This window comes from Citrobacter sp. CK199, assembly GCF_030333285.1.
Taxonomy (GTDB): Bacteria; Pseudomonadota; Gammaproteobacteria; order Enterobacterales; family Enterobacteriaceae; genus Citrobacter_B; species Citrobacter_B koseri.
Window position 1 is genome coordinate 36478 of the sequence record NZ_JAOWGF010000025.1, and the last position, 25595, is coordinate 62072.

The following is a 25595-nucleotide window of genomic DNA, read 5'->3' on the forward strand; positions in this document are numbered from 1 at the left end:
CCAGGCACTACCTGGCGCTATGATACTTACAGTACGGCGACAATGGCTTCGCACAGCGGAGCCATGTTATCCGGCGTCATTCCAGCCACGTTGACGCGACCAGAAGCCACCGCATATACGCCAAACTCTTCACGCAGACGCAGTACCTGCTCTTTCGTCAGGCCGCTGAATGAGAACATGCCATTCTGTTTGGTGATAAAGCTGAAATCGCGATCTGCGCCTTTTTCCTGCAACGTATTGACGAACAACAGACGCATGCGCTGAATACGCTGGCGCATATCGGTCAGTTCTTGTTCCCAGATAGCACGCAGGGCATCATTGCTCAGGATAGTCGCTACAACGGATGCGCCGTGTGCCGGAGGGTTAGAGTAGTTGGCGCGAATGGCGGATTTCATCTGACTGAATGCGCGGTCAACGGTTTCCGCATCTGTGGCAACCAGCGTACAGGCACCGACACGCTCGTTATACAGGCCAAAGTTTTTAGAGTAGGAACTGGCGACGATCAGCTCTTTATGCAGCGCTGCGAACGCACGCAGACCTTCCGCGTCTTCTTCCAGACCGCGAGCAAAACCCTGATAGGCGAAGTCAAACAGCGGCAGCCAGCCTTTTTCGACAGAAAGCTGAGCCAGCGTTTGCCACTGTTCCAGCGTCGGATCGATACCGGTTGGGTTATGGCAGCAGCCATGGAACAGAACGACGTCACCAGCCTGCGCGTTATTGAGGCTTGCCAGCAAGGCATCGAAATCAAGCGCGTGGTTTTCTGCATCGTAATAAGCGTATTCGCACACTTCCAGACCGGCGGAATTAAACACGCCCTTATGGTTTGGCCAGCTTGGATTACTTACCCACACGCGTTTTACCGCCGTATTTTTTGCCAGGAAGTCCGCGGCAACACGGAGCGCGCCAGTACCGCCTGGCGTTTGCGCGGTGCGAGCGCGTTTGTCATTGATCAGCGCGCTACCTTTGCCAAACAGTAATTCCTGCGTGCAACGGCCGAATTCTGGAATACCATCAATACCGAGATAGTTTTTGGTGGTTTCATTTTCCAGTAAATACTGCTCGGCTTTTTTAACGCTGGTTAACACCGGCGTTTTGCCTGTCTCATCTTTATAGACACCGATACCAAGGTTAATTTTTCCGGGACGGTCATCGACACGAAACAGATCGGCCAGGCCCAGAATAGGGTCGGCAGGGGCGGCGGTAATGTTCTCAAACATGACGAGGTTCCATTGTGGTTACAGAAGGGAAATCCGTAATCAGGTTAACGGCAGATTTACAAAATGCCAACTGTTAGTGACAAAAAGCCTGAGTGTTTTTTTAAGACGCCAGATTTTGCTGGCAGACATAAAAAAACAGGACCGAAGTCCTGTTTTTTAGGCATTTAACAAAGAGGTCTGCTGATTAGAACTGGTAAACGATACCTACAGCAACCGTGTCGTCAGAGCCTACGCCCAGTTTGTTGTCAGAATCAATCTGGTTGATGATGTAGTCAACATAGGTGGACATGTTTTTGTTGAAGTAGTAAGTCGCGCCAACTTCGATGTAGTTGACCAGATCTTCGCTACCCACGCCTTCAACGTTTTTGGCTTTGGACTTGGTGTAAGCGATGGACGGACGCAGACCGAAGTCGAACTGATACTGAGCAACTAACAGGATGTCCTGAGTTTTGTTGGCGAAGCCGCCGTCGATAGCCGTGGCGTTACGGGTTTCACCGTAGTTGGCTGCCAGGTAGATATTGTTGGCGTCGTATTTCAGACCAGTAGCCCACTGCTCAGCGGTTTTACCACGACCAGCAAGGCGAGAATCTTGCTGAGCGTTGGTGCGGTCAGCGGCACCGTAAGCACCAACGATACCAAAGCCTTCGAATTCATAGCTCAGAGATGCACCCCAGCCGTCGCCGTTAGAGCGCTGTACGTCGCTGAAGTTACTGGAATCGTCTGCGTTAACAACGTAGTTGCTTGCGCGCTCGTTTTTGCCCAGATACTGAACACCGAAGTTCAGGCCGTCAACCAGGCCGAAGAAGTTGGAGTTACGGTAGGTTGCCACACCGCCAACACGGCCAACAAAGAAGTTATCGCTGTATGCGGTGTCACCACCAAATTCTGGCAGCATATCGGTGTAGCCCAGTGCATCGTAAACGATACCGTAGTTACGACCGTAGTCCAGAGAACCCGCATCGCCGAGTTTCAGACCCGCGAATGCCAGACGGGTTTTGTTGCCTTTCTGAGAGTCAGAACCACCTTCGGATCTGTTACCGCTGAACTGGTATTCCCACTGGCCGTAACCGGTCAGTTGATCGTTGATCTGGGTTTCACCTTTAAAACCCAGACGTGCATAGGTCTGGTCGCCATCACCGCCGTAGCTGTTTTTGCCGTTGTCTTTAGAGAAGTAGTGCAGACCTACCGCTTTACCGTAGAGGTCCAGTTTATTGCCATCTTTGTTATACACTTCGGCTGCGTTTGCGGCGCCAGCTGCCAGCAGGGCAGGGATTACCACTGCCAGGATATTACGCTTCATCATTATTTATTACCCTCATTGGTTTTTATATGACACCTGCCACTGCCGCCAATAAATTCTGTCAATAAAAATTTACGGAACTATTGATGAGAGTTTGGTGTCTTTATGTGTCTGACAAGCATCTTTCCATTCAAACCACCGTTTCGCTACCGTGAAAGTGCTACAAAGATAAAGAATTAGTTTCAAAAAGAAAAAATGTGTAACTAAATGTTTTATTTTTGGCGCTTTGTGAACGACTTCAAATTTCGGGCCAATTTCAGCCACCATTTCCCATTTTTATTTCTATTTATATGATTTCCTTATGTTTAATTTTTCTAAACATAGCACTTACTGCAAATGTGATTGAACGAGGGTGTGATTGATAACTTTTTTCAGACGTCTGGAATGCCGTGCGATTGATTAAAAATTATGCTATCAGGTGAGGAAAAACTAATCCGCAATGATCGGAGGGATTATTTTTTGTACTGAGATGTTGCAATGAAATATCAGGTAACAGGAAGGGGGAGCTGAGGGGCTTGTTTTTAGATTTGTTTACTTCTTATCCATAAAACTTGACATTCTGAGAGAGAAAAAGGCCAGCAAAGCTGGCCTTTTAAAATCAGAAACTGGCGTTACGTGGAGTACGCGGGAACGGAATCACATCACGAACGTTTTGCACGCCGGTGACATAAGCGATCAGACGCTCGAAGCCGAGACCGAAACCTGAATGCGGAACAGTACCGTAGCGGCGCAGATCGCGATACCACCAGTAATCTTCTTTATTCAGGCCCATTTCCGCCATACGGGCATCCAGTACGTCCAGACGCTCTTCACGCTGGGAACCCCCAATGATTTCACCAATGCCCGGCGCCAGAACATCCATTGCCGCCACGGTTTTACCGTCTTCGTTAAGGCGCATATAAAACGCTTTAATGTCTTTCGGGTAGTTTTTCACTACCACTGGCGCTTTAAAGTGCTCTTCTGCCAGATAGCGTTCGTGCTCAGAGGAGAGATCCACACCCCAGTAAACCGGGTTTTCGAATTTCCTACCGCAGTTTTCCAGAATTGTGACCGCATCGGTGTAATCAACCTGGGCGAAGTCTGCATCAATAAAATGTTCCAGACGAGAAATCGCATCTTTATCGACACGCTCGGCGAAGAATTTCATATCATCCGCGCGTTCAGCCAGTACGGCTTTGAAGACATATTTCAGCATCGCTTCGGCAAGGCCAGCTACGTCATTCAGGTTGGCAAAGGCGACTTCCGGCTCCAGCATCCAGAATTCAGCCAGGTGGCGGCTGGTGTTGGAGTTTTCTGCACGGAATGTAGGGCCAAAGGTATAGATTTTAGACAGGGCGCACGCATAGGTTTCGCCGTTCAACTGGCCGGATACGGTCAGGAAGGACTCTTTCCCAAAGAAGTCTTTATCAAAATCGACTTTGCCCTGGTCGTTACGCGGCAGGTTTTCCAGATCCAATGTTGATACACGGAACATTTCACCCGCGCCTTCGGTATCGGAGGCGGTAATCAACGGCGTCGAAACCCAGAAGAAACCCTGCTCGTCAAAGAAACGGTGCAGCGCTTGCGCCAGCGTATGGCGCACGCGCGCGACTGCGCCAATCATATTGGTGCGCGGACGCAGGTGCGCGACTTCACGCAGATATTCGATACTGTGGCGTTTCGCCGCCATCGGATAGGTATCAGGATCTTCAACCCAACCGGTTACTTCAACCGTGGTGGCCTGAATTTCAAAACTTTGCCCTTGTCCTGGAGACGCAACGACTTTACCCGTGACGATAACCGAGCAGCCGGTTGTCAGACGCAATACGTCTTCATTGTAATTGGGCAGAGAATTATTAATGACAGCCTGTACAGGATCAAAGCAGGAACCGTCATAAACGGCGAGGAAGGAGATGCCAGCTTTTGAATCTCGGCGGGTACGCACCCATCCGCGCACGGTGACTTCGCTGTCAACGGCTACGCGGCCCTGGAGTACGTCGGCTACAGGCACAACGCTCATAATATTCTCTCTGTTAATAGTCGGAAAAAATAAACACTTGTCCACCCTGCTTGGGGGGATACCTATGTTACCTGGCATCTGCAATCAGACAAGCAGAATTCGCAGCTGGAACGAAAGATTTCGGAAATAAACATGAAAAGGGAAGCAAAGTCGCGATAAGACGTGCTTTCTGTCGACCGGATAGCGGCGCAAGCGCGTTATCCGGCCAACAATGATTAACTGGCTTTCTTTATATGAGGAAGGTCAAAAGCTTTACGTAATGCACGCACAAAAGCTTTGTCATGACAGATTGTTTTCCCCGGGCTGTCTGACAATTTGGCGACCGGTTTGCCGTTACATTCCACCAGCTTGATGACAATATTGAGCGGCTTCACCTGCGGGATATCGCAGGTCAGACGGGTGCCAATACCAAAGCTCAACTGCACGCGTGAAGAGAAGTGACGATAGAGATCGACTGCTTTCTTCAGATCGAGGTTATCTGAGAAGACCAGCGTCTTACTCAGCGGGTCAATGCCCAGCTTCTGGTAATGGGCGATGGCTTTTTCACCCCATTCAACCGGATCGCCAGAATCGTGGCGTAAGCCCTGATAACGCGTGGCAAATTCGGTGCCGAAGTCGCGTAAGAAAGCGTCCATCGTGATGCAGTCCGTCAGCGCGATACCGAGCTGGTTAGGGTATTCATTCAGCCAGGCGGCGAGAGCTGCGCGCTGACTGGTTGCCAGATCCGGGCTGATTTGCTGATGCGCCTGGAACCATTCATGCGCCTGAGTGCCCATAGGCGTAAGCGATAGCCGACGGGCGAGATCGTAGTTACTGGTGCCGACAAACCACGGTTCTTGCTGAAGGCGTTTGACGATGGCCTGCTGCACTTCGCGAGAGAAACGGCGACGGGTGCCGAAATCCATCAGATGGAAGCGGGACATATCGAGATCGGCGGTTAATGCAGAGAAATCGACGAGTTTACTTTCCAGCGCATCAAGCGCCTGCGCCACACCCATTTCCGGCGAGCGGTAACGGTGCACCAGTTCGCTGATCACCGCCAACAGCGGGACTTCCCACATGATGACTTCGCGCCACGGACCGGTTAAGCGGATGTTTAGCTTCCCGTTATCGTTGGTCACGCAGACCTGTTCCGGGTTATAGCGGAAGTCACGTAACCAGTTGAGATAATCAGCTTTAAAGAAGGGCAGGCTGGAGAGCCACTGGAACTCGTCCTCCTGAAGTTGCAGGTGTTGCATTGCATTCACCTGCTCGCGAATAGCGTCGGCGTAAATACCGAGCAGGTCGTCACCACGGCAACGAAATTCAGCCGCTACATGCACATCATAGTAGTGGTGAAAAACGGCTTGCTGCATATGCAACTTATAAGCGTCTGTATCCAGCAACGAGTGCAGAACAGGAGAAGCGAATTGTGTCATAGGTGCGCAGTAGCATCCTCTCACGGGAGCGTTTAGTACAATAAACAACTAAGAAAACCGCTGGAGTATACCTTGTTTAGCGATTTATTGAACCCCGATCACAACATAAGCTGTCTTTGCGGTCGAGTGCATTTCGTGCCGCGTGTTATGAAAATGTAGAACGTATGCTATTAACTCTTTGAATTTAATCACTGTTAGCCCCCGATGCCGCGCCCTGAGGGGCTGGTGGAGACAATGTTCATCCCGCCCCCAATAATCAAATTGATCAGATCGTGAAATATCGACGCGTAAGAATCATCTCATCGTTTGTTTTTTCTTCAAAAATCATTCTGCATTACCGGATAACAGGGCGATTCTATGACTTCTGTCCTTGATTTCATCTGAATCCGTCATGTATCATTTTCGCGATAAAGTATCGCAGAGCCTGTTCGAACCCAGGAAAACCCTCTATTACCTGGGCTTATCAATATTGAATCTTTATTCTCAAAGGCTTAAAGGGTATGAAAACGTGCCCGGCTGATGCTTTTATTACCTGATTATTTATGCGCGACTCACCGCTCCGGCGGGTTCATCGTCAGGCAATTTAACCGTGCTCATCTTGTTTGCCTTTGCCTTGATGGGGTTAAAAATAGCCTTTCGGACTTGTTATATTTTATGAGCGCAATGATTATTTGAGATAAAAACGATGAGTGATATTGATTTTGTTGTTTTATGGGTTGATTCAACCGATGTAGCCTGGCAAGAAAAGTTTACTGAGTTCAAAGGAAAAGGTAGCCACGGTGAGAGAGCCGTCCACCCTGCGCGGTTCAGGGATATGGGTATCTTTAAATATTGGTTCAGATGTGTCGAAAAATATGCGCCATGGGTAAGAAAAGTACATTTGGTTACCTGTGGACAAATTCCGTCATGGATCAATGTAGAACATGAAAAATTAAATATTGTCTTTCATGATGAGTTTATTCCGTCGGAATATTTACCAACGTTCAACTCTAATACGATAGAGTTAAATCTTCATCGGATAAAAGATCTCAGTAATAAATTTGTTTTATTTAATGACGATACGTTCATTACCTCTCCTTTGCGGGAAGATTTTTATTTTGATAATGGCTATCCTAATGACTTCCTCATCATAAAAAAACAATCACCTAAAAATAAAGATGAGATCATAATGAGGTCGTCAGAATTTCTTAATGTCAGTGTTTTAAATACGCATATTAATAAAAAGACAATAATCAAAGAAAACAGACGTAAATACTATAGCTTACGTTATAAAAAAGGTCTGTTGAAAAATTTTATGAACCGTCGTGCAAGTTATTTTGAAGGCTTCTACGGTAAGCATCTTCCGCAGCCATTCCTGAAAAGTACATTCACTGAGATATGGCAGGCCGAAGAGGAGTTGTTGAAAAAATCATCAAGCAAAAGGTTCAGAGAGCCATTATGTTTAACGCAGTATTTATTCAGGTACTGGCAACTGGCCCACGGTAACTTTAATCCTAAGAACCCGGAAGGGCGTGGAGTATATTTCAATTTGTCGTCCAGTAACATAAACGAGGCCATCAAGACGCTGTCAAATGGCACCGCGCAGGCCTGTTTTAATGACACTGAAAAGTTACACGATTTTGAAAAGGTAACGACTACGCTAAGAAATGCCTTTGAAATGAGGCTTGGTCATAAATCAAGTTTTGAGATTTAAGCCTGTGGTTCTCATTGTACTGGTGATGTGACGTTTTCATTTGGCTGGTGGGGGCCTGAACGGCCTCCGTGATTTTAAACGTGACGCCTTTATGTTATAAAAATGTAGCAAAAAGAGTGTTTGTGTCTGAAAAGATGAACATTCTGCATAGCGCGATTTCGACAACAGGAATAGACTGGAGTCGGGACTCTACAAAAGATGCTAAAGGTTTTTTATGACACAACAGCCACAAGCCAAATACCGTCACGACTACCGTGCCCCGGATTACCAGATTACTGACATTGATTTGACCTTTGACCTGGATGCTGAGAAAACCGTCGTTACAGCACTGAGTCAGGCTGTCCGTCATGGCGCATCTGACGCGCCCCTTCGCCTGAGCGGTGAAGATCTGCGACTGGTATCCCTCCATGTAAACGATGCGCCGTGGACTGACTACAAAGAAGAAGAGGGCGAGCTGGTGATCGGCAGTCTGCCCGAGCGCTTTACTCTGCGCATTGTGAATGAGATCAGCCCGGCGGCGAACACGGCGCTGGAAGGCCTGTACCAGTCAGGCGACGCGCTGTGTACGCAGTGTGAAGCGGAAGGTTTCCGCCATATAACCTGGTATCTTGACCGCCCGGATGTGCTGGCGCGGTTTACCACCAAAATCATTGCCGATAAATCCAGATATCCGTTCCTGCTTTCCAACGGCAACCGTATTGCGCAGGGTGAACTGGATAATGGCCGTCACTGGGTGCAGTGGCAGGACCCGTTCCCGAAACCCTGCTACCTGTTTGCGCTGGTGGCGGGCGATTTCGATGTACTGCGCGATACCTTCATCACGCGTTCTGGCCGGGAGGTGGCGCTGGAACTGTACGTTGATCGCGGCAATCTGGACCGTGCGCCGTGGGCGATGACCTCGCTGAAAAATTCCATGAAATGGGATGAAGAGCGTTTCGGCCTGGAGTATGACCTCGACATCTACATGATCGTGGCGGTGGACTTCTTCAATATGGGCGCGATGGAGAATAAAGGTTTGAACGTCTTTAACTCCAAATATGTGCTGGCCCGCACCGATACGGCGACCGACAAAGATTATCTCGACATTGAGCGCGTTATTGGTCACGAATATTTCCACAACTGGACGGGTAACCGCGTTACCTGTCGCGACTGGTTCCAGTTGAGTCTGAAAGAAGGCCTGACCGTTTTCCGCGACCAGGAATTCAGTTCCGATCTCGGCTCCCGCGCGGTGAACCGCATCAGCAACGTGCGCACCATGCGTGGTCTGCAATTTGCTGAGGACGCGAGCCCAATGGCGCATCCTATCCGCCCGGATAAGGTCATTGAGATGAACAACTTCTACACCCTGACCGTCTACGAGAAGGGCGCGGAAGTGATTCGTATGATCCACACGCTGCTGGGCGAAACGAATTTCCAGAAAGGGATGCAGCTTTATTTTGAGCGTCATGACGGCAGCGCCGCTACCTGTGATGACTTTGTGCAAGCAATGGAGGATGCGTCGAATGTCGATTTGTCTCACTTCCGCCGCTGGTACAGCCAGTCCGGCACGCCGGTTGTCAGCGTACGGGACGACTATAACCCGGAAACGGAACAGTACACGTTGACCATTAGTCAGCGTACGCCTGCGACGGCGGATCAGGCAGAAAAGCAAGCGCTGCATATTCCGTTCGCGATTGAGCTGTACGACAACGAAGGCAACGTTATTCCGTTGCAGAAGGGCGGTCATCCGGTCAATTCCGTGTTGAATGTAACCCAGGCGGAGCAAACCTTTGTCTTTGACAATGTGTATTTCCAGCCGGTGCCAGCACTGCTGTGCGAATTCTCCGCGCCGGTGAAACTGGAGTACAAATGGAGCGATCAACAACTGACGTTCCTGATGCGTCATTCGCGCAATGACTTCTCACGTTGGGACGCGGCGCAAAGCCTGTTGGCGACGTATATTAAGCTGAACGTTGCGCGCCACCAGCAGGGGCAGCCGCTGTCGCTGCCGGTACATGTGGCGGATGCCTTCCGGGCGGTTCTGCTGGATGAGAAAATCGATCCGGCGCTGGCGGCGGAAATTCTGACGTTGCCTTCGGTGAATGAGATCGCGGAACTGTTCGAGATCATCGATCCGCTGGCGATTGCCGAAGTCCGCGAAGCGTTGACCCGCACGCTGGCGGCGGAACTGGCAGACGAATTCCTGGCAATCTATAACGCGAATCATCTTGATGAGTACCGCGTTGAACACGCCGACATTGGCAAGCGTACGCTACGCAATGCCTGTCTGCGCTTCCTGGCCTTTGGTGAAACCCACCTGGCGGATACGCTGGTGAGCAAGCAGTACCATGAAGCCAATAATATGACCGATGCGCTGGCGGCGCTGTCGGCGGCGGTCGCGGCGCAATTGCCGTGCCGTGACGCGTTGATGCAGGAGTATGATGATAAGTGGCATCAGGACGGACTGGTCATGGATAAATGGTTTATCCTGCAATCCACCAGCCCGGCGGATAACGTGCTGGAAACGGTGCGTGGCCTCCTGAAGCATCGTTCTTTCAGTATGAGCAACCCGAACCGTATTCGTTCGTTGATTGGCGCATTTGCCGGGAGCAATCCGGCGGCGTTTCATGCTGAAGACGGCAGCGGCTATCAGTTCCTGGTCGAAATGCTGACGGACCTCAACAGCCGTAACCCACAGGTGGCATCACGCCTGATTGAACCGCTGATTCGTCTGAAACGTTACGATGCGAAGCGCCAGGAAAAAATGCGCGCCGCGCTGGAGCAACTGAAAGGGCTGGAAAACCTCTCTGGCGATCTGTTCGAGAAGATTACCAAAGCGTTAGCCTGATAATATTGCCGGATGCGTCCGGCCTACCATTTACGTGTAGGCCGGATAAGCAACAGCGCCATCCGGCATTTTTTAACCGTGCTTGCGTAGCGGAGCCTCATTTTCGCCACGTTGCATCACCCGACCCAACACTTCCGCTTCCAGTTCCGCTAAACGTACCGTCCCCAGACGGCGCGGCCTCGCGATATCCACCGTCAAGTCCAGACCAATTTTCCCGTCCTCGATCAACAGAACCCGATCGGCCATTGCCACGGCCTCGCTGACGTCATGCGTGACCAGCAGCACTGTAAAACCGTGTTCTTGCCATAACGAGACGATCAAATCCTGCATTTCCAACCGGGTCAGGGCATCCAGCGCGCCGAGAGGTTCATCCAGCAGCAATAATCCCGGCCGGTGGATCAGCGCGCGGGCCAGCGCGACACGCTGTTTCTGCCCGCCGGACAGCGCCGCAGGCCACTCCGTCGCCCGGTTTTCGAGACCGACCGCCGCCAGCGCCTGACGCGCCGCATCCCGCCAGCCGCCTTTCAGACCCAATCCAACATTATCGATCACCGACTTCCACGGCAGCAGGCGCGCATCCTGGAACATCATACGCGTGTCGTCCTGGATCTCGGCCAGCGGCGTTGTTCCGGCAAGCAATTCGCCAGCCGTAGGGGATTCCAGACCGGCCAGCAGACGCAGCAGCGTACTTTTCCCGCCACCGCTGCGTCCAACCACCGCCACAAATTGCCCGGCGGGAATATGCAGATCCAACTGGTTCAGCACCGTGTTGTCAGCATATTGTTTGGTTACCGCATTGAGCAGTAGCGGCGTTCCCTGATTAAGACGAGCGGTATTCATACGGTTGCCTCTTTCGTGTAATAAGCAGGATTCCAGCGCAGCCAGACGCGCTCTAACAGCTGCGCGCTGACGTCGGCGAGTTTACCGAGCAGGGCATACAAAATAATCGCGACCACGACGATGTCCGTTTGCAGGAATTCCCTGGCGTTCATCGCCAGATAGCCGATCCCGGCGTTCGCCGAAATGGTTTCCGCCACAATCAGCGTCAGCCACATCAACCCGAGCGCAAAACGGACGCCAACCATAATAGAGGGCAGGGCGCCGGGGAGGATCACATGCACAAACAGCGGGAAGCCGGATAAGCCATAGCTGCGAGCCATCTCCACCAGACCCCGATCGATATTACGAATCCCATGCCAGGTATTGATATAAATCGGAAACAGCGTTCCCAGCGCCACGAGAAAAATCTTCGCGCTTTCATCAATCCCGAACCATAAAATCACCAGCGGGATCAGCGCCAGGTGCGGTACGTTACGCAGCATTTGTACTGAAGTATCCAGCAGACGTTCTCCCCACCGCGACAAACCGCTGATCAGCCCCAGCGTCAGACCGATAGAACCGCCAATTGAAAAGCCGATGAAAGCGCGCCACGAACTAATGGCCAGATGCTGCCAGAGTTCGCCGCTGGCGGAGAGTGTCCAGAATGCCGCGATCACCCCTTCAGGAGAGGGTAGTATGCGGGTTGACAACCAGCCCATCGAAGAGGCTATTTGCCAGACCGCCACGATGCCCACCGGTAAAAACCAGGGGGCAACGCGCAATAACCATTTGTTTGTGGGCGTTGCCATTGGCGTACTCCTTAACTCTGCGCGGCTTTACGGGGGATAAATTCATTGGCAACAGCTTCGCCTTGCTGATGCAGAGGCTGCGGTTGCGGAATTTCCGGGATGGCGACGTCCAGATGCGGGAACAGCAGTTCGCCCACGTTGTAGGCCTCTTCCAGATGCGGATAACCGGAGAGCACAAAACTGTCGATACCCAGCGCCGCGTACTCATTAATACGTGCGGCGACGGTCGGGCCATCACCCACCAGAGCGGTTCCCGCGCCGCCGCGCACCAGCCCGACGCCTGCCCACAAGTTAGGGCTGATCTCCAGTTGATCACGCTTACCGTTATGCAGCGCGGCCATCCGGTGCTGACCGACAGAATCCGTTCTGGCGAATGCGGCTTGTGCTTTGGCGATCGTATCGTCATCCAGGTGAGCAATCAGGCGATCGGCCGCACGCCAGGCCTCTTCATTGGTTTCACGCACAATAACGTGCAGGCGGATGCCGAAACGGATTTTACGCCCGCGAGCCGCTGCTTTGGCGCGTACCTGTTCAATTTTCTCTTTTACCTGCGCAGGCGGTTCGCCCCAGGTGAGATAGAGATCGACCTGCTCAGCGGCGAGATCCTGTGCGACATCCGATGAACCGCCAAAATAGAGCGGTGGATACGGTTGCTGAATGGCAGGGAAGAACAATTTTGCGCCACGAACATGAATATGTTTACCGTTGAAGTCCACCGTCTCGCCTTGCAGCAGGCGTCGCCATACCTGCGTAAACTCGGATGAGGCTTCATAGCGTTCGGTGTGGTCAAGGAAGACGCCGTCACCGGCCAGCTCCTGCGGATCGCTACCGGTAACCAGATTAAACAGCGCGCGGCCATTGGAGAGTCTGTCCAGCGTTGCAGCCTGACGGGCGGCAACCGTTGGCGACGTGACGCTTGGGCGCAGGGCGACCAGGAATTTCAGTCGCTGTGTGACCGGAATCATTGAGGCGGCAACCAGCCAGGCGTCTTCGCAGGAACGCCCGGTTGGGATCAATACGCCCGTAAAGCCCAGGCGGTCCGCCGTTTGCGCGATTTGTTGCAGGTAACCGTGATCGACCGGGCGCGAGCCTGCTTCGGTTCCCAGATAATGCCCGTCACCGTGGGTAGGTAAAAACCAGAACATATTCAGGCTCATAATTTTGCTCCTTCTTGTTGAGTGGGCTGCCAGATACGCTGGCGAATATCAATTTTTTTCGGCACCAGACGGTTGTCGTAAAACAGATCGGCGGTTTGCTGCTGCAAGGTAGCGACAGAGGCGCTCACCGGCGTAATGGTGGTTGGCGGGCGATGATCCAGATAGGTGGCAATCACCGGTTCAGGCAATCCCATCGTTTTTGCCAGCAGGGTGATACTTTGTTCACGCTGGCTTATCGTTAACGCATCGGCCTGACTGAAGGTGTCCAGAACGCCCTGAATGAAGCTGCCGTTCTTTTCGGCATAAGGGCGCGCCGCCAGATAGAACGAACCGGTTTGTTTCAGGTCGGTCCCGTCTTTCAGGACGCGAACGCCACCCTGCAACAGCGCAGCGGAATAGTAAGGGTCCCAGATTGCCCACGCATCGACATTCCCCTGCTGGAACGCGGCGCGGGCGTCTGCTGGCGTCAGGTATGTGGCCTGGATATCGGTAAATTTAAGTCCGGCCTGTTGCAGTGCGCGCAACAGCAGATTGTGCGAACTGGAACCTTTCTGGAAGGCGACTTTGTGTCCTTTCAGATCCGCGACGGTTTTTATCGGACTGTTTTCAGGGACGAGAATGACCTCGGCTTTTGGTTTGGGAGGCTCAACGCCAACATAAACCAGGTCCGCCCCGGCAGCCTGCGCAAAAATAGGGGGGATATCGCCGGTACTGCCGAGATCGATACTGCCGACATTCAATGCCTCCAGCATTTGCGGGCCTGCCGGGAACTCAACCCAGGAGATTTTGGTTTGCGGGTAACGCTTCTCCAGCAGTTGGTGGCTTTTCGCCAGCACCATACTGATGCTGCCTTTCTGATAGCCGATGCGCAGTGCGTCAGGCGCTGACTCTGCCGCGTGTGACCAGGCCGAAAGCGAGAGCAATCCGGCCAGCGCCAGCCATTGAGGACGATGTCTGAAAAATTTAAACATGGGCAACGCCTCGTGGTGAATGAATGACGGGAACCGGCACATCGCGGCGGTGCAACGCTTGCCAGAATGTTTCAAGCGCGCTGTCAAGGCGATGTTGTAAATTAGGGGTGAACTGCGGTTTATGCTGGTAATCAATTACCTGGGAATCGTCGGCAAATACGCCGTGCAGGATCTCTTGTGCTTTCAGCGCGCTCAGCACCGGCTTGAGCGCGTAGTCAACGGCCAGTAAATGGGCGACAGTACCGCCGGTTGCCAGCGGCAATACGGCTTTGCCTTCCAGCGCTCGTTCAGGAAGCAGGTCGAGCAACGTTTTTAACGCCCCGGAATAGGCGGCTTTATAAACCGGCGTTGCGACGATCAGTCCGTCTGCATCCTGTAATTGTTCAATAAATGTTTTTAACGCCGGGCTGTCGAAACGCGCATATAGCAAGTCTTCGGGGTCAAAGTTATGCAAATTCCAGTGGCTGACTTCGACGTCCAGACTGTTCAGTTTTTCCCGTGAATATTCCAGTAACGCACTGGAACGAGAGGGAAAGCGTGGGCTTCCCGCCAGAGTGATGACGCGCATAATCTCAATCTCCCCTTATAACTAATTATTCGATTTTCATTAACATTGATAACAATTTGTGCAGTCTGACAGAGAGATTTTGTTTACCGAAATGATTTATGCGGGATAGAAAAGTTGGAAATTGAATAAAAAGAGGACAACAAGGAAAACGATTGCTATTTATTGCCGCAAGTCAATTCCCTTTTCGCTGGATATCGCACATAATACGCCCCCGGTCTGCACACCGGGAATCCAGGAGAGTTCATGTACTACCCCTTCGTTCGTAAAGCCCTTTTTCAGCTCGATCCAGAGCGCGCTCATGAATTTACGTTTCAGCAATTACGCCGTGTAACAGGCACGCCGCTGGAAGCGCTTGTCCGACAGAAAGTCCCTGCGAAGCCAGTAAGCTGCATGGGGCTGACATTTAAGAATCCGCTCGGCCTTGCTGCGGGTCTGGATAAGGACGGAGAGTGCATCGACGCTCTGGGCGCAATGGGATTCGGATCGATTGAGATCGGAACCGTGACGCCGCGCCCTCAGCCTGGTAACGATAAGCCGCGCCTTTTCCGCCTGGTTGATGCCGAAGGGTTGATCAACCGGATGGGCTTTAATAATTTGGGCGTTGATAACCTGGTAGAGAATGTCAAAAAAGCGCATTTCGACGGTATCCTCGGAATTAATATCGGCAAAAATAAAGATACGCCGGTAGAGAATGGCAAAGATGACTATCTGATTTGTATGGAAAAAATCTATGCATATGCCGGTTATATCGCCATTAATATCTCTTCGCCAAATACCCCAGGGTTACGTACGCTACAATATGGCGAGGCGCTGGATGATTTGCTGACGGCAATTAAAAATAAGCAAAATGATCTCCAGACGATCCACCATAAATATGTTCCGATCGCGGTAAAGATCGCCCCGGATCTTTCTGAGGACGAATTGATCCAGGTGGCGGACAGTTTAGTTCGCCATAATATTGATGGTGTGATTGCGACAAATACGACACTCGATCGTTCTCTGGTTCAGGGAATGAAAAATTGCGATGAAACGGGTGGTTTAAGCGGTCGACCATTACAGTTAAAAAGTACAGAAATTATTCGCCGACTGTCCCAGGAATTGAAAGGACAGTTACCGATTATTGGCGTCGGCGGGATAGATTCTGTCATCGCGGCGCGTGAGAAGATGGCTGCTGGCGCTACGCTGGTACAAATTTATTCCGGCTTTATTTTTAAAGGCCCGCAACTGATTAAAGAAATCGTTACCCATATTTGATTCTTTTCTCTCATTATCAGACAACCAGGGCTTTATTTCCGGCCCTGGTTGTTTTATATTCCTTCATTGTTGCTTATTTAAACATTTTAGGCTTTGCTTATTAAGGTAATAAACGAAGCGGTGAAAAAGGACATTTTTGCAACAGGGTGATGGAAACGGGAGAGAGTACAATGCGAATTAAACCTGACGATAACTGGCGCTGGTATTATGATGAAGAGCATGACCGAATGATGCTCGATTTAGCCAATGGCATGTTATTTCGCTCGCGCTTTGCTCGCAAAATGCTCACGCCGGATGCATTTTCGCCGTCTGGTTTTTGTGTCGATGACGCCGCGCTCTATTTCTCTTTTGAAGAAAAATGTCGCGATCTCGAATTATCGAAAGAACAAAAAGCGGAACTGGTGCTCAATGCGCTGGTGGCGATCCGTTATCTGAAACCACAGATGCCAAAAAGCTGGCATTTTGTCGCACACGGCGAGATCTGGACGCCAACGGTGGGTGATGCCGCCTGCGTGTGGCTTAGCGATACCGAAGAGCAGGTGAATTTACTGGTGGTTGAGCCGGGTGAAAACGCGGCGCTGTGCCTGCTGGCCCAGCCCGGTGTCGTCGTGGCTGGACGCACTATGCAGCTTGGCGATGCGATTAAGATCATGAACGACAGACTGAAGCCGCAACAGCGACTCGCCAGCTTCAGCCTTGAACAAGCGGTTTAATTTCCCAGCCTGAGCGCGGTTTTTGGCACGCAGCTACAGCTAAGAATCGTTCCGTCATCGTTAATCGCTGATTTTTTCAACGGACTCACTTCGCCTTCCAGCAGCGTTATCCGGCAACTGCCGCAGATTCCGGCCCGACATGAATAAGGGATGCGGATACCCTGATTCTCCAGTTGTTCAAGCAGCACCTGTTGGTTATTCCCACGAAAGGTTTGCCCCTGCCAGTCGATAGTGACTGTCGTATCAGGCTGTTTTTCCGGCGCCACCGCATCATCAGAATTTGCGGCGCCATAAGGTTTGGCGGGGGCGGTTGCGAGAATGTCAACCTCATCGCCTACGCGAATGACGCCGCTGTTACGCGCAATCAGGTTCTGCCCGAAATCAACATCGCCGTTGTCCTGCGCCGTGCGAAAGGTTTGCAAGGTTGCCAGCGGCTCACCCGTTGGGTGCTTTTGCCCTTTCTCAGGGCTGACGGTGGTGAAAATACAACGGCTGCACGGTTTTGCGACATCAAAGACGACGTCGCCGATACGAATGACCTTCCAGGTGTCTTCCTCCCAGGGCGCCGCGCCGGAAACGACCAGATTGGGACGAAACTGTTCTATTTTCACGCCAGCCGGGCAACGCTGCTGTAAGTCGCGCAGTGAGGCTTCGTTGGCCAGCAGAAAGGGATAACCATCGGCAAATGACAACGGCACGTCGTCGCGGCGTTTGACTCTACGCGTAAGTTGGGGGCCGACCCAGCGTAATTGCACGTCACGGGAAAAGAATCCGCTTAACCACTGATTTATCGCGTCCGGGGCGATACGGGCAGTAAAATGGTTTCCCCAGACTTCGGTTGGCGCATCCTGCGCGGCGAAATCAGCAAAGCGCACCACCACGCTGCTGCCATCCGGGGCGCTAAGATGTAATCCGTCGTGTAGCGGAGAAGGCGTAAAGCGCACCATTTGCGGAAACTGGCGGGCGGTAATAAAGGTGCCATCAGGTTCAGTAACCATAAAGATACGATCGAAAGCCAGGCCACTGATGTCTGCCAGCGCATGCGTCAGGCCGATGCCGCGCATCGATTTGACCGGATGAATAAAAAGCCGGGTTAACGTCACCACTGTACAGCCCTCGAACGAAAATAAGCTTTCAATCTTATGACATGAGCGCCAGATTAGCTATATAAGCCCCATCCTTCACGCTTGTCGCTGCGAGGCAACGCGAAAGATTTTGTGTATAATGCGCAGCAATTTTCTTAGAGTAAAAGTGACAATATGAATTCTCTGTTTGCCAGTACGGCCCGCGGGCTGGAAGAGCTGTTAAAAACTGAACTTGAAAACCTGGGCGCTGCGGATTGCCAGGTGGTTCAGGGTGGTGTCCATTTTCAGGGCGACACGCGGCTTGTGTACCAGAGTTTAATGTGGAGCCGCCTGGCCTCGCGCATTATGCTGCCGATGGGAGAGTGCAAGGTCTACAGCGATTTAGACCTGTACCTCGGCGTGCAGGCAATCAACTGGACAGAGATTTTTAATCCAGACGCCACCTTTGCCGTGCATTTTAGTGGGCTGAACGACACCATTCGCAACAGCCAGTATGGTGCAATGAAAGTAAAGGATGCGATTGTTGATGCGTTCACGCGTAAAAACCTGCCGCGTCCTAATGTCGATCGTGAATCTCCAGATATTCGCGTTAACGTCTGGCTGAACAAAGACACTGCCAGCATTGCCCTCGATCTGAGCGGCGATGGCCTGCACCTGCGCGGCTATCGCGATCGTACCGGTCTGGCGCCCATTAAAGAGACGCTGGCGGCGGCCATCGTGATGCGTTCCGGCTGGCAGCCGGGAACGCCGCTGCTCGACCCGATGTGTGGTTCCGGTACGCTGCTGATCGAGGCCGCAATGTGGGCGACCGATCGCGCGCCGGGTCTGCATCGTGGTCACTGGGGCTTTAGCGGCTGGGCGCAGCATGATGAGGCTATCTGGCAGGAAGTCAAAGCAGAAGCGCAAACCCGCGCCCGTAAAGGGCTTGCGGAATATAGCTCGCATTTTTATGGTTCTGACAGCGATGCCCGCGTGATTGAACGTGCGCGCAGCAACGCCCGTCGCGCAGGCATCGGTGAGTTGATTACCTTCGAGGTAAGAGATGTCGCCCAACTGAGCAACCCGCTGCCGAAAGGGCCGTACGGTACGGTAATCAGCAACCCGCCGTATGGTGAGCGTCTGGACAGCGAACCGGCGCTGATTGCGCTGCACAGCCTGCTGGGGCGCACCATGAAAAATCAGTTCGGCGGCTGGAGCCTGTCGCTGTTCAGCGCCTCGCCGGATCTGCTGAACTGCCTGCAACTGCGCGCGGATAAGCAATTCAAAGCCAAAAACGGCCCGCTGGACTGCGTGCAGAAAAACTATCATCTGGCGGAAAAAACGCCAGACAGCAAGCCTGCGACGGTGGCGGAAGATTACGCCAACCGCCTGCGCAAAAATATTAAGAAGCTGGAGAAATGGGCGCGCCAGGAAGGGATCGAATGCTATCGCCTGTATGATGCCGATCTGCCGGAATACAATGTGGCGGTCGATCGCTACGGCGAGTGGGTGGTGATTCAGGAATATGCGCCGCCGAAAACGGTTGATGCGCAGAAAGCGCGTCAGCGTCTGTTCGACATCATCGCCGCCACGCTGTTGGTACTGGAGATTGCGCCGAATAAACTGGTGTTAAAAACCCGTGAGCGCCAGAAAGGCAAAAGCCAGTATCAAAAGATGAACGAGAAAGGTGAGTTCATTGAAGTCAGCGAATATAACGCGCGTTTATGGGTTAACCTGACCGACTATCTTGATACCGGTCTGTTCCTCGATCACCGTATTGCGCGCCGGATGCTGGGTCAGATGAGCAAAGGCAAAGATTTCCTTAACCTGTTCTCCTATACCGGCAGCGCCAGCGTACATGCGGGGCTGGGCGGCGCACGCAGCACCACTACGGTGGACATGTCGCGTACCTATCTGGAGTGGGCTGAACGCAACCTGCGTCTGAACGGGCTGAGCGGCCGTGCGCACCGCCTGATTCAGGCCGATTGCCTGGGCTGGCTGCGTGAGGCGAATGAACAGTTCGATCTGATTTTTATCGATCCGCCGACGTTCTCCAACTCAAAACGGATGGACGAGTCGTTTGATGTGCAGCGCGATCACCTGGTGTTAATGAAAGATCTGAAACGTCTGCTGCGCAAAGGCGGCACGATCATGTTCTCCAACAACAAACGCGGATTCCGTATGGATCTGGATGGCCTGGCGGCGCTGGGACTGAAAGCACAAGAAATTACGCAAAAAACGCTTTCTCAGGACTTTGCCCGTAATCGTCAGATCCACAACTGCTGGCTGATTACCGCAGCCTGAAAGGAAAAGTAAATGTCATTAATCAGTATGCATGGCGCATGGCTGTCGTTTAGCGACGCGCCGCTTCTCGATAACGCAGAGCTGCATATCGAGGATAACGAATGCGTGTGCCTGGTGGGCCGTAATGGCGCCGGGAAGTCAACGCTGATGAAGATCCTCAACCGCGAACAGGGACTGGATGACGGACGCATCATTTACGAGCAGGATCTGATCGTCGCGCGTCTGCAACAGGATCCGCCGCGTAATGTCGAAGGCAGCGTTTATGATTTCGTTGCGGAAGGGATCGAGGAGCAGGCTGAATACCTGAAACGTTACCACGATATTTCCCGCCTGGTGATGACCGACCCCAGCGATAAAAATCTCAATGAGATGGCGCGAGTGCAGGAACAGCTCGACCACCACAACCTGTGGCAACTGGAAAACCGTATTAATGAAGTGCTGGCGCAGCTTGGGCTCGATCCTAACGCGGCGCTCTCTTCGCTTTCCGGCGGCTGGCTGCGTAAAGCTGCGCTGGGCAGGGCGTTGGTCAGCAACCCTCGCGTATTGCTGCTGGATGAGCCGACCAACCACCTGGATATTGAAACGATCGACTGGCTGGAAACGTTCCTGAAATCTTTCAACGGGACGATTATTTTCATTTCTCACGACCGTTCATTTATTCGCAATATGGCTACCCGCATTGTCGATCTCGATCGCGGCAAACTGGTTTCTTATCCGGGAGATTACGATCAGTATCTGCTGGAGAAAGAAGAAGCCCTGCGTGTGGAAGAGTTACAGAATGCCGAGTTCGATCGCAAACTGGCGCAGGAAGAAGTCTGGATCCGCCAGGGTATTAAAGCGCGCCGTACCCGCAATGAAGGTCGCGTACGTGCTCTGAAAGCGATGCGCCGCGAGCGTAGCGAACGCCGTGAAGTGATGGGGACGGCGAAGATGCAGGTCGAAGAAGCGGCCCGCTCCGGCAAGATTGTTTTCGAAATGGAAAATGTCAGCTATCAGGTTGATGGCAAGCAGCTGGTAAACGATTTCTCCGCGCAGGTGCAGCGTGCCGACAAGATTGCTTTAATTGGCCCTAACGGCTGTGGGAAAACCACGTTGCTGAAACTGATGCTGGGTCAGCTTCAGGCAGACAGCGGACGTATTCATGTCGGCACGAAGCTGGAAGTGGCTTATTTCGATCAGCATCGCGCGGAACTGGATCCCGATAAAACCGTAATGGATAACCTTGCTGAAGGTAAGCAAGAGGTGCTGGTTAACGGTAAGCCGCGTCATGTGCTGGGCTATCTTCAGGACTTCCTGTTCCATCCTAAGCGCGCCATGACGCCGGTTCGCGCCCTGTCTGGCGGAGAACGTAACCGCCTCTTACTGGCGCGTTTGTTCCTGAAACCCAGCAATTTGCTGATTCTCGATGAACCGACCAACGATCTGGACGTTGAAACGCTGGAACTGCTGGAAGAGTTGATTGACGGCTATCAGGGAACTGTCCTGCTGGTGAGCCATGACCGTCAGTTTGTGGATAACACCGTGACCGAGTGCTGGATCTTCGAGGGCGGCGGTAAGATTGGTCGCTATGTCGGCGGATATCATGATGCGCGTGGTCAGCAGGAACAGCATCTGGCGTTTAAACAACCCGTCGTCAAGAAAACTGAGGAAGTGGTTGCCCCGAAAGCAGAAATTGTAAAGCGCGGCAGTAACAAACTAAGCTATAAACTGCAACGCGAACTGGAACAGCTCCCCCAGTTACTGGAAGAGCTGGAGGCCAAACTGGAAGCGTTGCAGGCGCAGGTGGCGGATGCCGCCTTTTTCAGCCAACCGCATGATCATACGCAAAAAGTTCTGGCCGATTTGAGCCACGCAGAGCAGGAACTTGAACAAGCCTTTGAGCGCTGGGAGTATCTTGAAGCCTTGAAGAATGGCGCATAATTAAAGGAGCGCATATGTGCGAACATCATCATGCTGCGAAGCACATTTTATGCTCGCAATGTGACATGCTGGTGGCGTTGCCCCACCTTGAGCATGGGCAGAAAGCGGCATGTCCAAGATGTGGCACAACGCTGACGACCGAGTGGGACGCGCCAAGGCAGCGTCCTACCGCCTATTCGTTAGTGGCGTTGTTTATGCTGCTGCTTTCCAATCTTTTCCCTTTCGTGAATATGAACGTCGCGGGTGTGAGGAGCGAAGTTACGCTGCTTGAAATCCCCGGCGTCATGTTTTCGGAAAATTACGCCAGCCTTGGCACCTTCTTTTTGCTGTTTGTCCAGCTGGTTCCGGCTTTTTGTCTGGTGACGATATTATTGCTTGTGAATCGCGTCGAATTGCCGCTACGTGTGAAAAAGGTTCTGGCGCGCGTGCTGTTCCAGCTAAAAACCTGGGGAATGGCGGAGATCTTCCTCGCAGGCGTGCTGGTCAGTTTTGTTAAGCTGATGGCTTACGGGGATATCGGGGTTGGAAGCAGTTTTATTCCGTGGTGCTTTTTCTGCATCCTGCAATTACGCGCGTTTCAGTGCGTCGATCGCCGTTGGTTATGGGACGATATTACGCCGATGCCTGTGCTGGCGCAGCCGCTGAAACCTGGCGTTACCGGCATCCGCCAGGGACTGCGTTCCTGCTCCTGCTGTACGGCCATTCTCCCGGAAAATGAATTAGTGTGTCCGCGCTGTCATGCAAAGGGTCATGTGCGACGCAAAAACAGCCTGCAATGGACGCTGGCCCTGTTATTTACGTCGATCATGCTTTATCTGCCCGCGAATATCATGCCGATCATGATCACCGATTTATTGGGATCAAAGATGCCTTCTACGATCCTCGCCGGGGTCGTTTTGCTCTGGAGTGAAGGGTCTTATCCGGTGGCGGCGGTTATTTTTATTGCCAGTATTATGGTGCCAACGCTAAAAATGATTGCGATTGCCTGGCTGTGCTGGGATGCGAAAGGGCATGGCAAACGCGACAGTGAAAGAATGCACCTGATTTATGAGGTGGTGGAATTTGTTGGACGTTGGTCAATGATTGATGTGTTTGTAATTGCCGTACTCTCTGCGCTGGTGCGCATGGGGGGGTTAATGAATATTTATCCAGCGATGGGTGCATTGATGTTTGCTTTAGTCGTCATTATGACAATGTTTTCTGCGATGACCTTTGATCCGCGTCTGTCGTGGGATCGTGAACCTGAACCAGGCCATGAGGAGTCCTGACAGTATGGAATCTAAAAATGGGGAAGCCAAAGTGCAGAAGGTAAAAAACTGGTCTCCCGTGTGGATATTCCCTATCGTCACTGCGCTGATTGGGGCATGGGTGCTGTTTTATCACTACAGCCATCAGGGGCCTGAAGTCACCTTGATCACCACGAATGCCGAAGGTATTGAAGGCGGTAAGACCACCATCAAGAGCCGTAGCGTGGATGTGGGGGTGGTGGAAAGCGCGACGCTGACCGACGATCTTACGCATGTAGAGATCAAAGCCAGACTGCATTCCGGCATGGAAAAACTGCTGCACAAAGATTCGGTCTTTTGGGTGGTGAAACCGCAGGTCGGGCGTGAAGGGATCAGCGGCTTAGGCACGTTGCTGTCCGGGGCTTATATTGAGTTGCAGCCGGGGACGAAAGGTAACAGGCTGGAGGATTACCAGTTGCTGGATTCCCCACCTCTGGCGCCGCCAGATGCGAAAGGTATCCGCGTTATTCTTGACAGCAAAAAAGCCGGGCAGCTCAGTCCGGGCGATCCGGTGCTTTTCCGCGGCTACCGCGTTGGCTCGGTTGAAACCAGCACCTTCGATCCGCAAAAACGCTCCATCAGTTATCAACTCTTCATTAATGCGCCAAACGATCGCCTGGTGACCAGCAACGTCCGTTTCTGGAAGGACAGCGGTATCGCGGTGGATCTGACTTCCGCCGGTATGCGGGTTGAAATGGGATCGCTAAGCACGCTGTTTGGCGGTGGCGTGAGCTTTGACGTGCCGGAAGGGCTTGAACTGGGGCAGCCGGTTGCGGAAAAAACCGCTTTCAGCCTGTATGACGATCAGCGAAGCATTCAGGATTCGCTGTATACCGACCACATCGACTATCTGATGTTCTTCAAAGATTCGATTCGCGGCCTGCAACCGGGCGCACCGCTGGAGTTTCGCGGGATTCGCCTGGGTACGGTCAGCAAAGTGCCTTTCTTTGCGCCGAATATGCGTCAGGTGTTTAACACTGACTACCGTATTCCGGTGCTGGTACGCATTGAGCCGGAACGCCTGAAAGCACAATTGGGTGAAGAGACGGATGTCGGCGCGCATCTGGCCGAACTGCTCAAACGCGGCCTGCGCGGTTCACTGAAAACGGGCAATCTGGTGACCGGCGCGCTGTATGTTGATCTGGACTTCTATCCGAAAGAGCCGCCAATTACGGGCATTCATGAGTTTAACGGTTATCAGATCATCCCGACGGTAAGCGGCGGTCTGGCGCAAATCCAGCAGCGTCTGATGGAAGCGCTGGATAAAATTAATAACCTGCCGCTGAACCCGATGATTCAACAGGCGACCAATACGCTGTCGGAAAGCCAGCGGACGATGAAGCATCTGCAAACCACGCTGGATAATATGAACAAGATTACCTCCAGCCAGTCGATGCAGCAGCTTCCGGCGGATATGCAGAACACCTTGCGCGAACTGAACCGCAGCATGCAGGGCTTCCAGCCAGGCTCCGCGGCGTATAACAAGATGGTGGCGGATATGCAGCGTCTTGATCAGGTTCTCCGTGAACTGCAACCGGTATTGAAAACGCTGAACGAAAAGAGCAACGCGCTGGTATTTGAAGCGAAGGACAAGAAAGATCCAGAGCCGAAGAGGGCGAAACAATGAAAAAGTGGCTAGTGGTGATGATGGCGTTCTGGTTAACGTCATGTAGCAGTAGCGGAGAAAACAAGAGCTACTACCAGCTACCCGTCGCGCAAGGGGGCGTACAGAGTACGGCAAGCCAGGGAAACCGCTTATTGTGGGTGGAACAGGTTTCGGTGCCGGACTACCTGGCGGGCAACGGCGTGGTGTATCAAACCAGTGATGTGCAGTACGTGATTGCGAGTAACAATCTTTGGGCCAGCCCGCTGGACCAGCAGTTGCGCAATACGCTGGTGGCGAATCTGAGCGCTCAGCTTCCGGGCTGGGTGGTTGCCTCACAGCCGCTGGGCAGCGTGCAGGATACGCTTAACGTGACGGTGACGGGATTTCATGGCCGTTATGATGGCAAAGTTATCGTAAGCGGGGAGTGGCTACTGAACCATCAGGGGCAGTTGATTAAGCGCCCATTCCACATCGAAACCGCGCAGCAGCAGGACGGGTATGACGAAATGGTCAAGGTGCTGGCAGCCGCCTGGAATCAGGAAGCCGCTGCTATCGCTCAGGCGCTGAAGCAAATACCATAAGTTAAAAATATTGTAAATTTAACCGCTTTCGGCACGTCGCCGGGGGCGGTTTTTTTGTTTTTCTGCCCGGTGAAAATAGCTGTTCTGGC

General features: G+C 52.4%; 19 protein-coding genes. 9 read left to right on the forward strand and 10 right to left on the reverse strand.

Going from position 1 to position 25595, the window contains the following annotated elements:
• Positions 1-26: 26 nt before the first annotated feature.
• The 4 genes from aspC to pncB form a co-directional block, all read right to left on the reverse strand.
• Positions 27-1217, reverse strand: a complete 1191-nt coding sequence (aspC, locus tag OGX75_RS09015) for an aspartate transaminase (protein ID WP_049009177.1) — start codon at positions 1215-1217, stop codon at positions 27-29.
• Between the two features lie 184 nt (positions 1218-1401).
• Positions 1402-2520, reverse strand: coding sequence for a porin OmpF (gene ompF / locus OGX75_RS09020; RefSeq protein ID WP_286451643.1), 1119 nt, complete (start codon positions 2518-2520; stop codon positions 1402-1404).
• 595 nt (positions 2521-3115) lie between these two features.
• Complete coding sequence (asnS, locus tag OGX75_RS09025) at positions 3116-4516, reverse strand: asparagine--tRNA ligase (RefSeq protein ID WP_114848414.1); 1401 nt, start codon at positions 4514-4516, stop codon at positions 3116-3118.
• A 215-nt stretch (positions 4517-4731) separates the two neighbouring features.
• A complete protein-coding gene (gene pncB / locus OGX75_RS09030; RefSeq protein ID WP_047457743.1) occupies positions 4732-5934 on the reverse strand; it encodes a nicotinate phosphoribosyltransferase in 1203 nt (400 codons plus the stop codon).
• 685 nt (positions 5935-6619) lie between these two features.
• Here pncB and OGX75_RS09035 point away from each other — a divergent pair.
• Together OGX75_RS09035 and pepN are read left to right on the forward strand one after the other, a co-directional pair.
• Positions 6620-7627 (forward strand): stealth family protein, encoded by a 1008-nt coding sequence (locus OGX75_RS09035; protein WP_012132987.1) that lies wholly within the window; start codon positions 6620-6622, stop codon positions 7625-7627.
• Between the two features lie 214 nt (positions 7628-7841).
• Positions 7842-10454 (forward strand): aminopeptidase N, encoded by a 2613-nt coding sequence (gene pepN / locus OGX75_RS09040; RefSeq protein ID WP_058668969.1) that lies wholly within the window; start codon positions 7842-7844, stop codon positions 10452-10454.
• A 72-nt stretch (positions 10455-10526) separates the two neighbouring features.
• Here the strand turns inward: pepN and ssuB are convergent, their stop codons facing one another.
• The 5 genes from ssuB to ssuE are packed head-to-tail and all read right to left on the reverse strand — an operon-like array spanning position 10527 to position 14778.
• Positions 10527-11294 carry an aliphatic sulfonates ABC transporter ATP-binding protein gene (ssuB, locus tag OGX75_RS09045; RefSeq protein ID WP_012132984.1) on the reverse strand — a complete coding sequence of 256 codons (768 nt, stop codon included), beginning with the start codon at positions 11292-11294 and terminating at the stop codon, positions 10527-10529.
• Positions 11291-12082, reverse strand: a complete 792-nt coding sequence (ssuC, locus tag OGX75_RS09050) for an aliphatic sulfonate ABC transporter permease SsuC (RefSeq protein ID WP_012132983.1) — start codon at positions 12080-12082, stop codon at positions 11291-11293. The genes ssuB and ssuC overlap by 4 nt, the downstream gene beginning before the upstream one ends.
• 11 nt (positions 12083-12093) lie before the next feature.
• Positions 12094-13239, reverse strand: coding sequence for an FMNH2-dependent alkanesulfonate monooxygenase (gene ssuD / locus OGX75_RS09055; RefSeq protein WP_012132982.1), 1146 nt, complete (start codon positions 13237-13239; stop codon positions 12094-12096).
• On the reverse strand, positions 13236-14210 hold the full coding sequence (locus OGX75_RS09060; RefSeq protein WP_012132981.1) for a sulfonate ABC transporter substrate-binding protein: 975 nt from the start codon (positions 14208-14210) through the stop codon (positions 13236-13238). Before OGX75_RS09060 ends, ssuD begins: the two co-directional genes overlap by 4 nt.
• Entirely contained in the window at positions 14203-14778 is a 576-nt protein-coding gene (gene ssuE / locus OGX75_RS09065) for an NADPH-dependent FMN reductase (RefSeq protein WP_012132980.1), read from the reverse strand. Before ssuE ends, OGX75_RS09060 begins: the two co-directional genes overlap by 8 nt.
• A 243-nt stretch (positions 14779-15021) precedes the next feature.
• On the opposite strand from ssuE, the gene pyrD reads away from it, so the two are divergent.
• Both pyrD and zapC read left to right on the forward strand, forming a co-directional pair.
• Positions 15022-16032, forward strand: a complete 1011-nt coding sequence (pyrD, locus tag OGX75_RS09070; RefSeq protein WP_049009865.1) for a quinone-dependent dihydroorotate dehydrogenase — start codon at positions 15022-15024, stop codon at positions 16030-16032.
• A gap of 170 nt (positions 16033-16202) precedes the next feature.
• Positions 16203-16745, forward strand: a complete 543-nt coding sequence (zapC, locus tag OGX75_RS09075; RefSeq protein ID WP_024130474.1) for a cell division protein ZapC — start codon at positions 16203-16205, stop codon at positions 16743-16745.
• Here zapC and OGX75_RS09080 read toward each other — a convergent pair.
• Complete coding sequence (locus tag OGX75_RS09080) at positions 16742-17851, reverse strand: YcbX family protein (RefSeq protein ID WP_130029227.1); 1110 nt, start codon at positions 17849-17851, stop codon at positions 16742-16744. The two genes, zapC and OGX75_RS09080, sit on opposite strands and share 4 nt — an antisense overlap.
• A gap of 153 nt (positions 17852-18004) precedes the next feature.
• Here OGX75_RS09080 and rlmKL point away from each other — a divergent pair, with 153 nt between their 5' ends.
• From rlmKL to pqiC, 5 genes are read left to right on the forward strand one after another with little or no spacing between them, the layout of a single operon-like run.
• Positions 18005-20113 (forward strand): bifunctional 23S rRNA (guanine(2069)-N(7))-methyltransferase RlmK/23S rRNA (guanine(2445)-N(2))-methyltransferase RlmL, encoded by a 2109-nt coding sequence (rlmKL, locus tag OGX75_RS09085; RefSeq protein ID WP_047457726.1) that lies wholly within the window; start codon positions 18005-18007, stop codon positions 20111-20113.
• A gap of 12 nt (positions 20114-20125) precedes the next feature.
• A complete protein-coding gene (locus OGX75_RS09090; RefSeq protein WP_130029225.1) occupies positions 20126-22033 on the forward strand; it encodes an ABC transporter ATP-binding protein in 1908 nt (635 codons plus the stop codon).
• Between the two features lie 14 nt (positions 22034-22047).
• Positions 22048-23301 (forward strand): membrane integrity-associated transporter subunit PqiA, encoded by a 1254-nt coding sequence (pqiA, locus tag OGX75_RS09095; RefSeq protein ID WP_024130471.1) that lies wholly within the window; start codon positions 22048-22050, stop codon positions 23299-23301.
• 4 nt (positions 23302-23305) lie between these two features.
• Complete coding sequence (gene pqiB / locus OGX75_RS09100) at positions 23306-24946, forward strand: intermembrane transport protein PqiB (protein WP_047457720.1); 1641 nt, start codon at positions 23306-23308, stop codon at positions 24944-24946.
• Positions 24943-25506 carry a membrane integrity-associated transporter subunit PqiC gene (pqiC, locus tag OGX75_RS09105; protein ID WP_012132972.1) on the forward strand — a complete coding sequence of 188 codons (564 nt, stop codon included), beginning with the start codon at positions 24943-24945 and terminating at the stop codon, positions 25504-25506. The genes pqiB and pqiC overlap by 4 nt, the downstream gene beginning before the upstream one ends.
• The last annotated feature ends 89 nt before the right edge of the window (positions 25507-25595 follow it).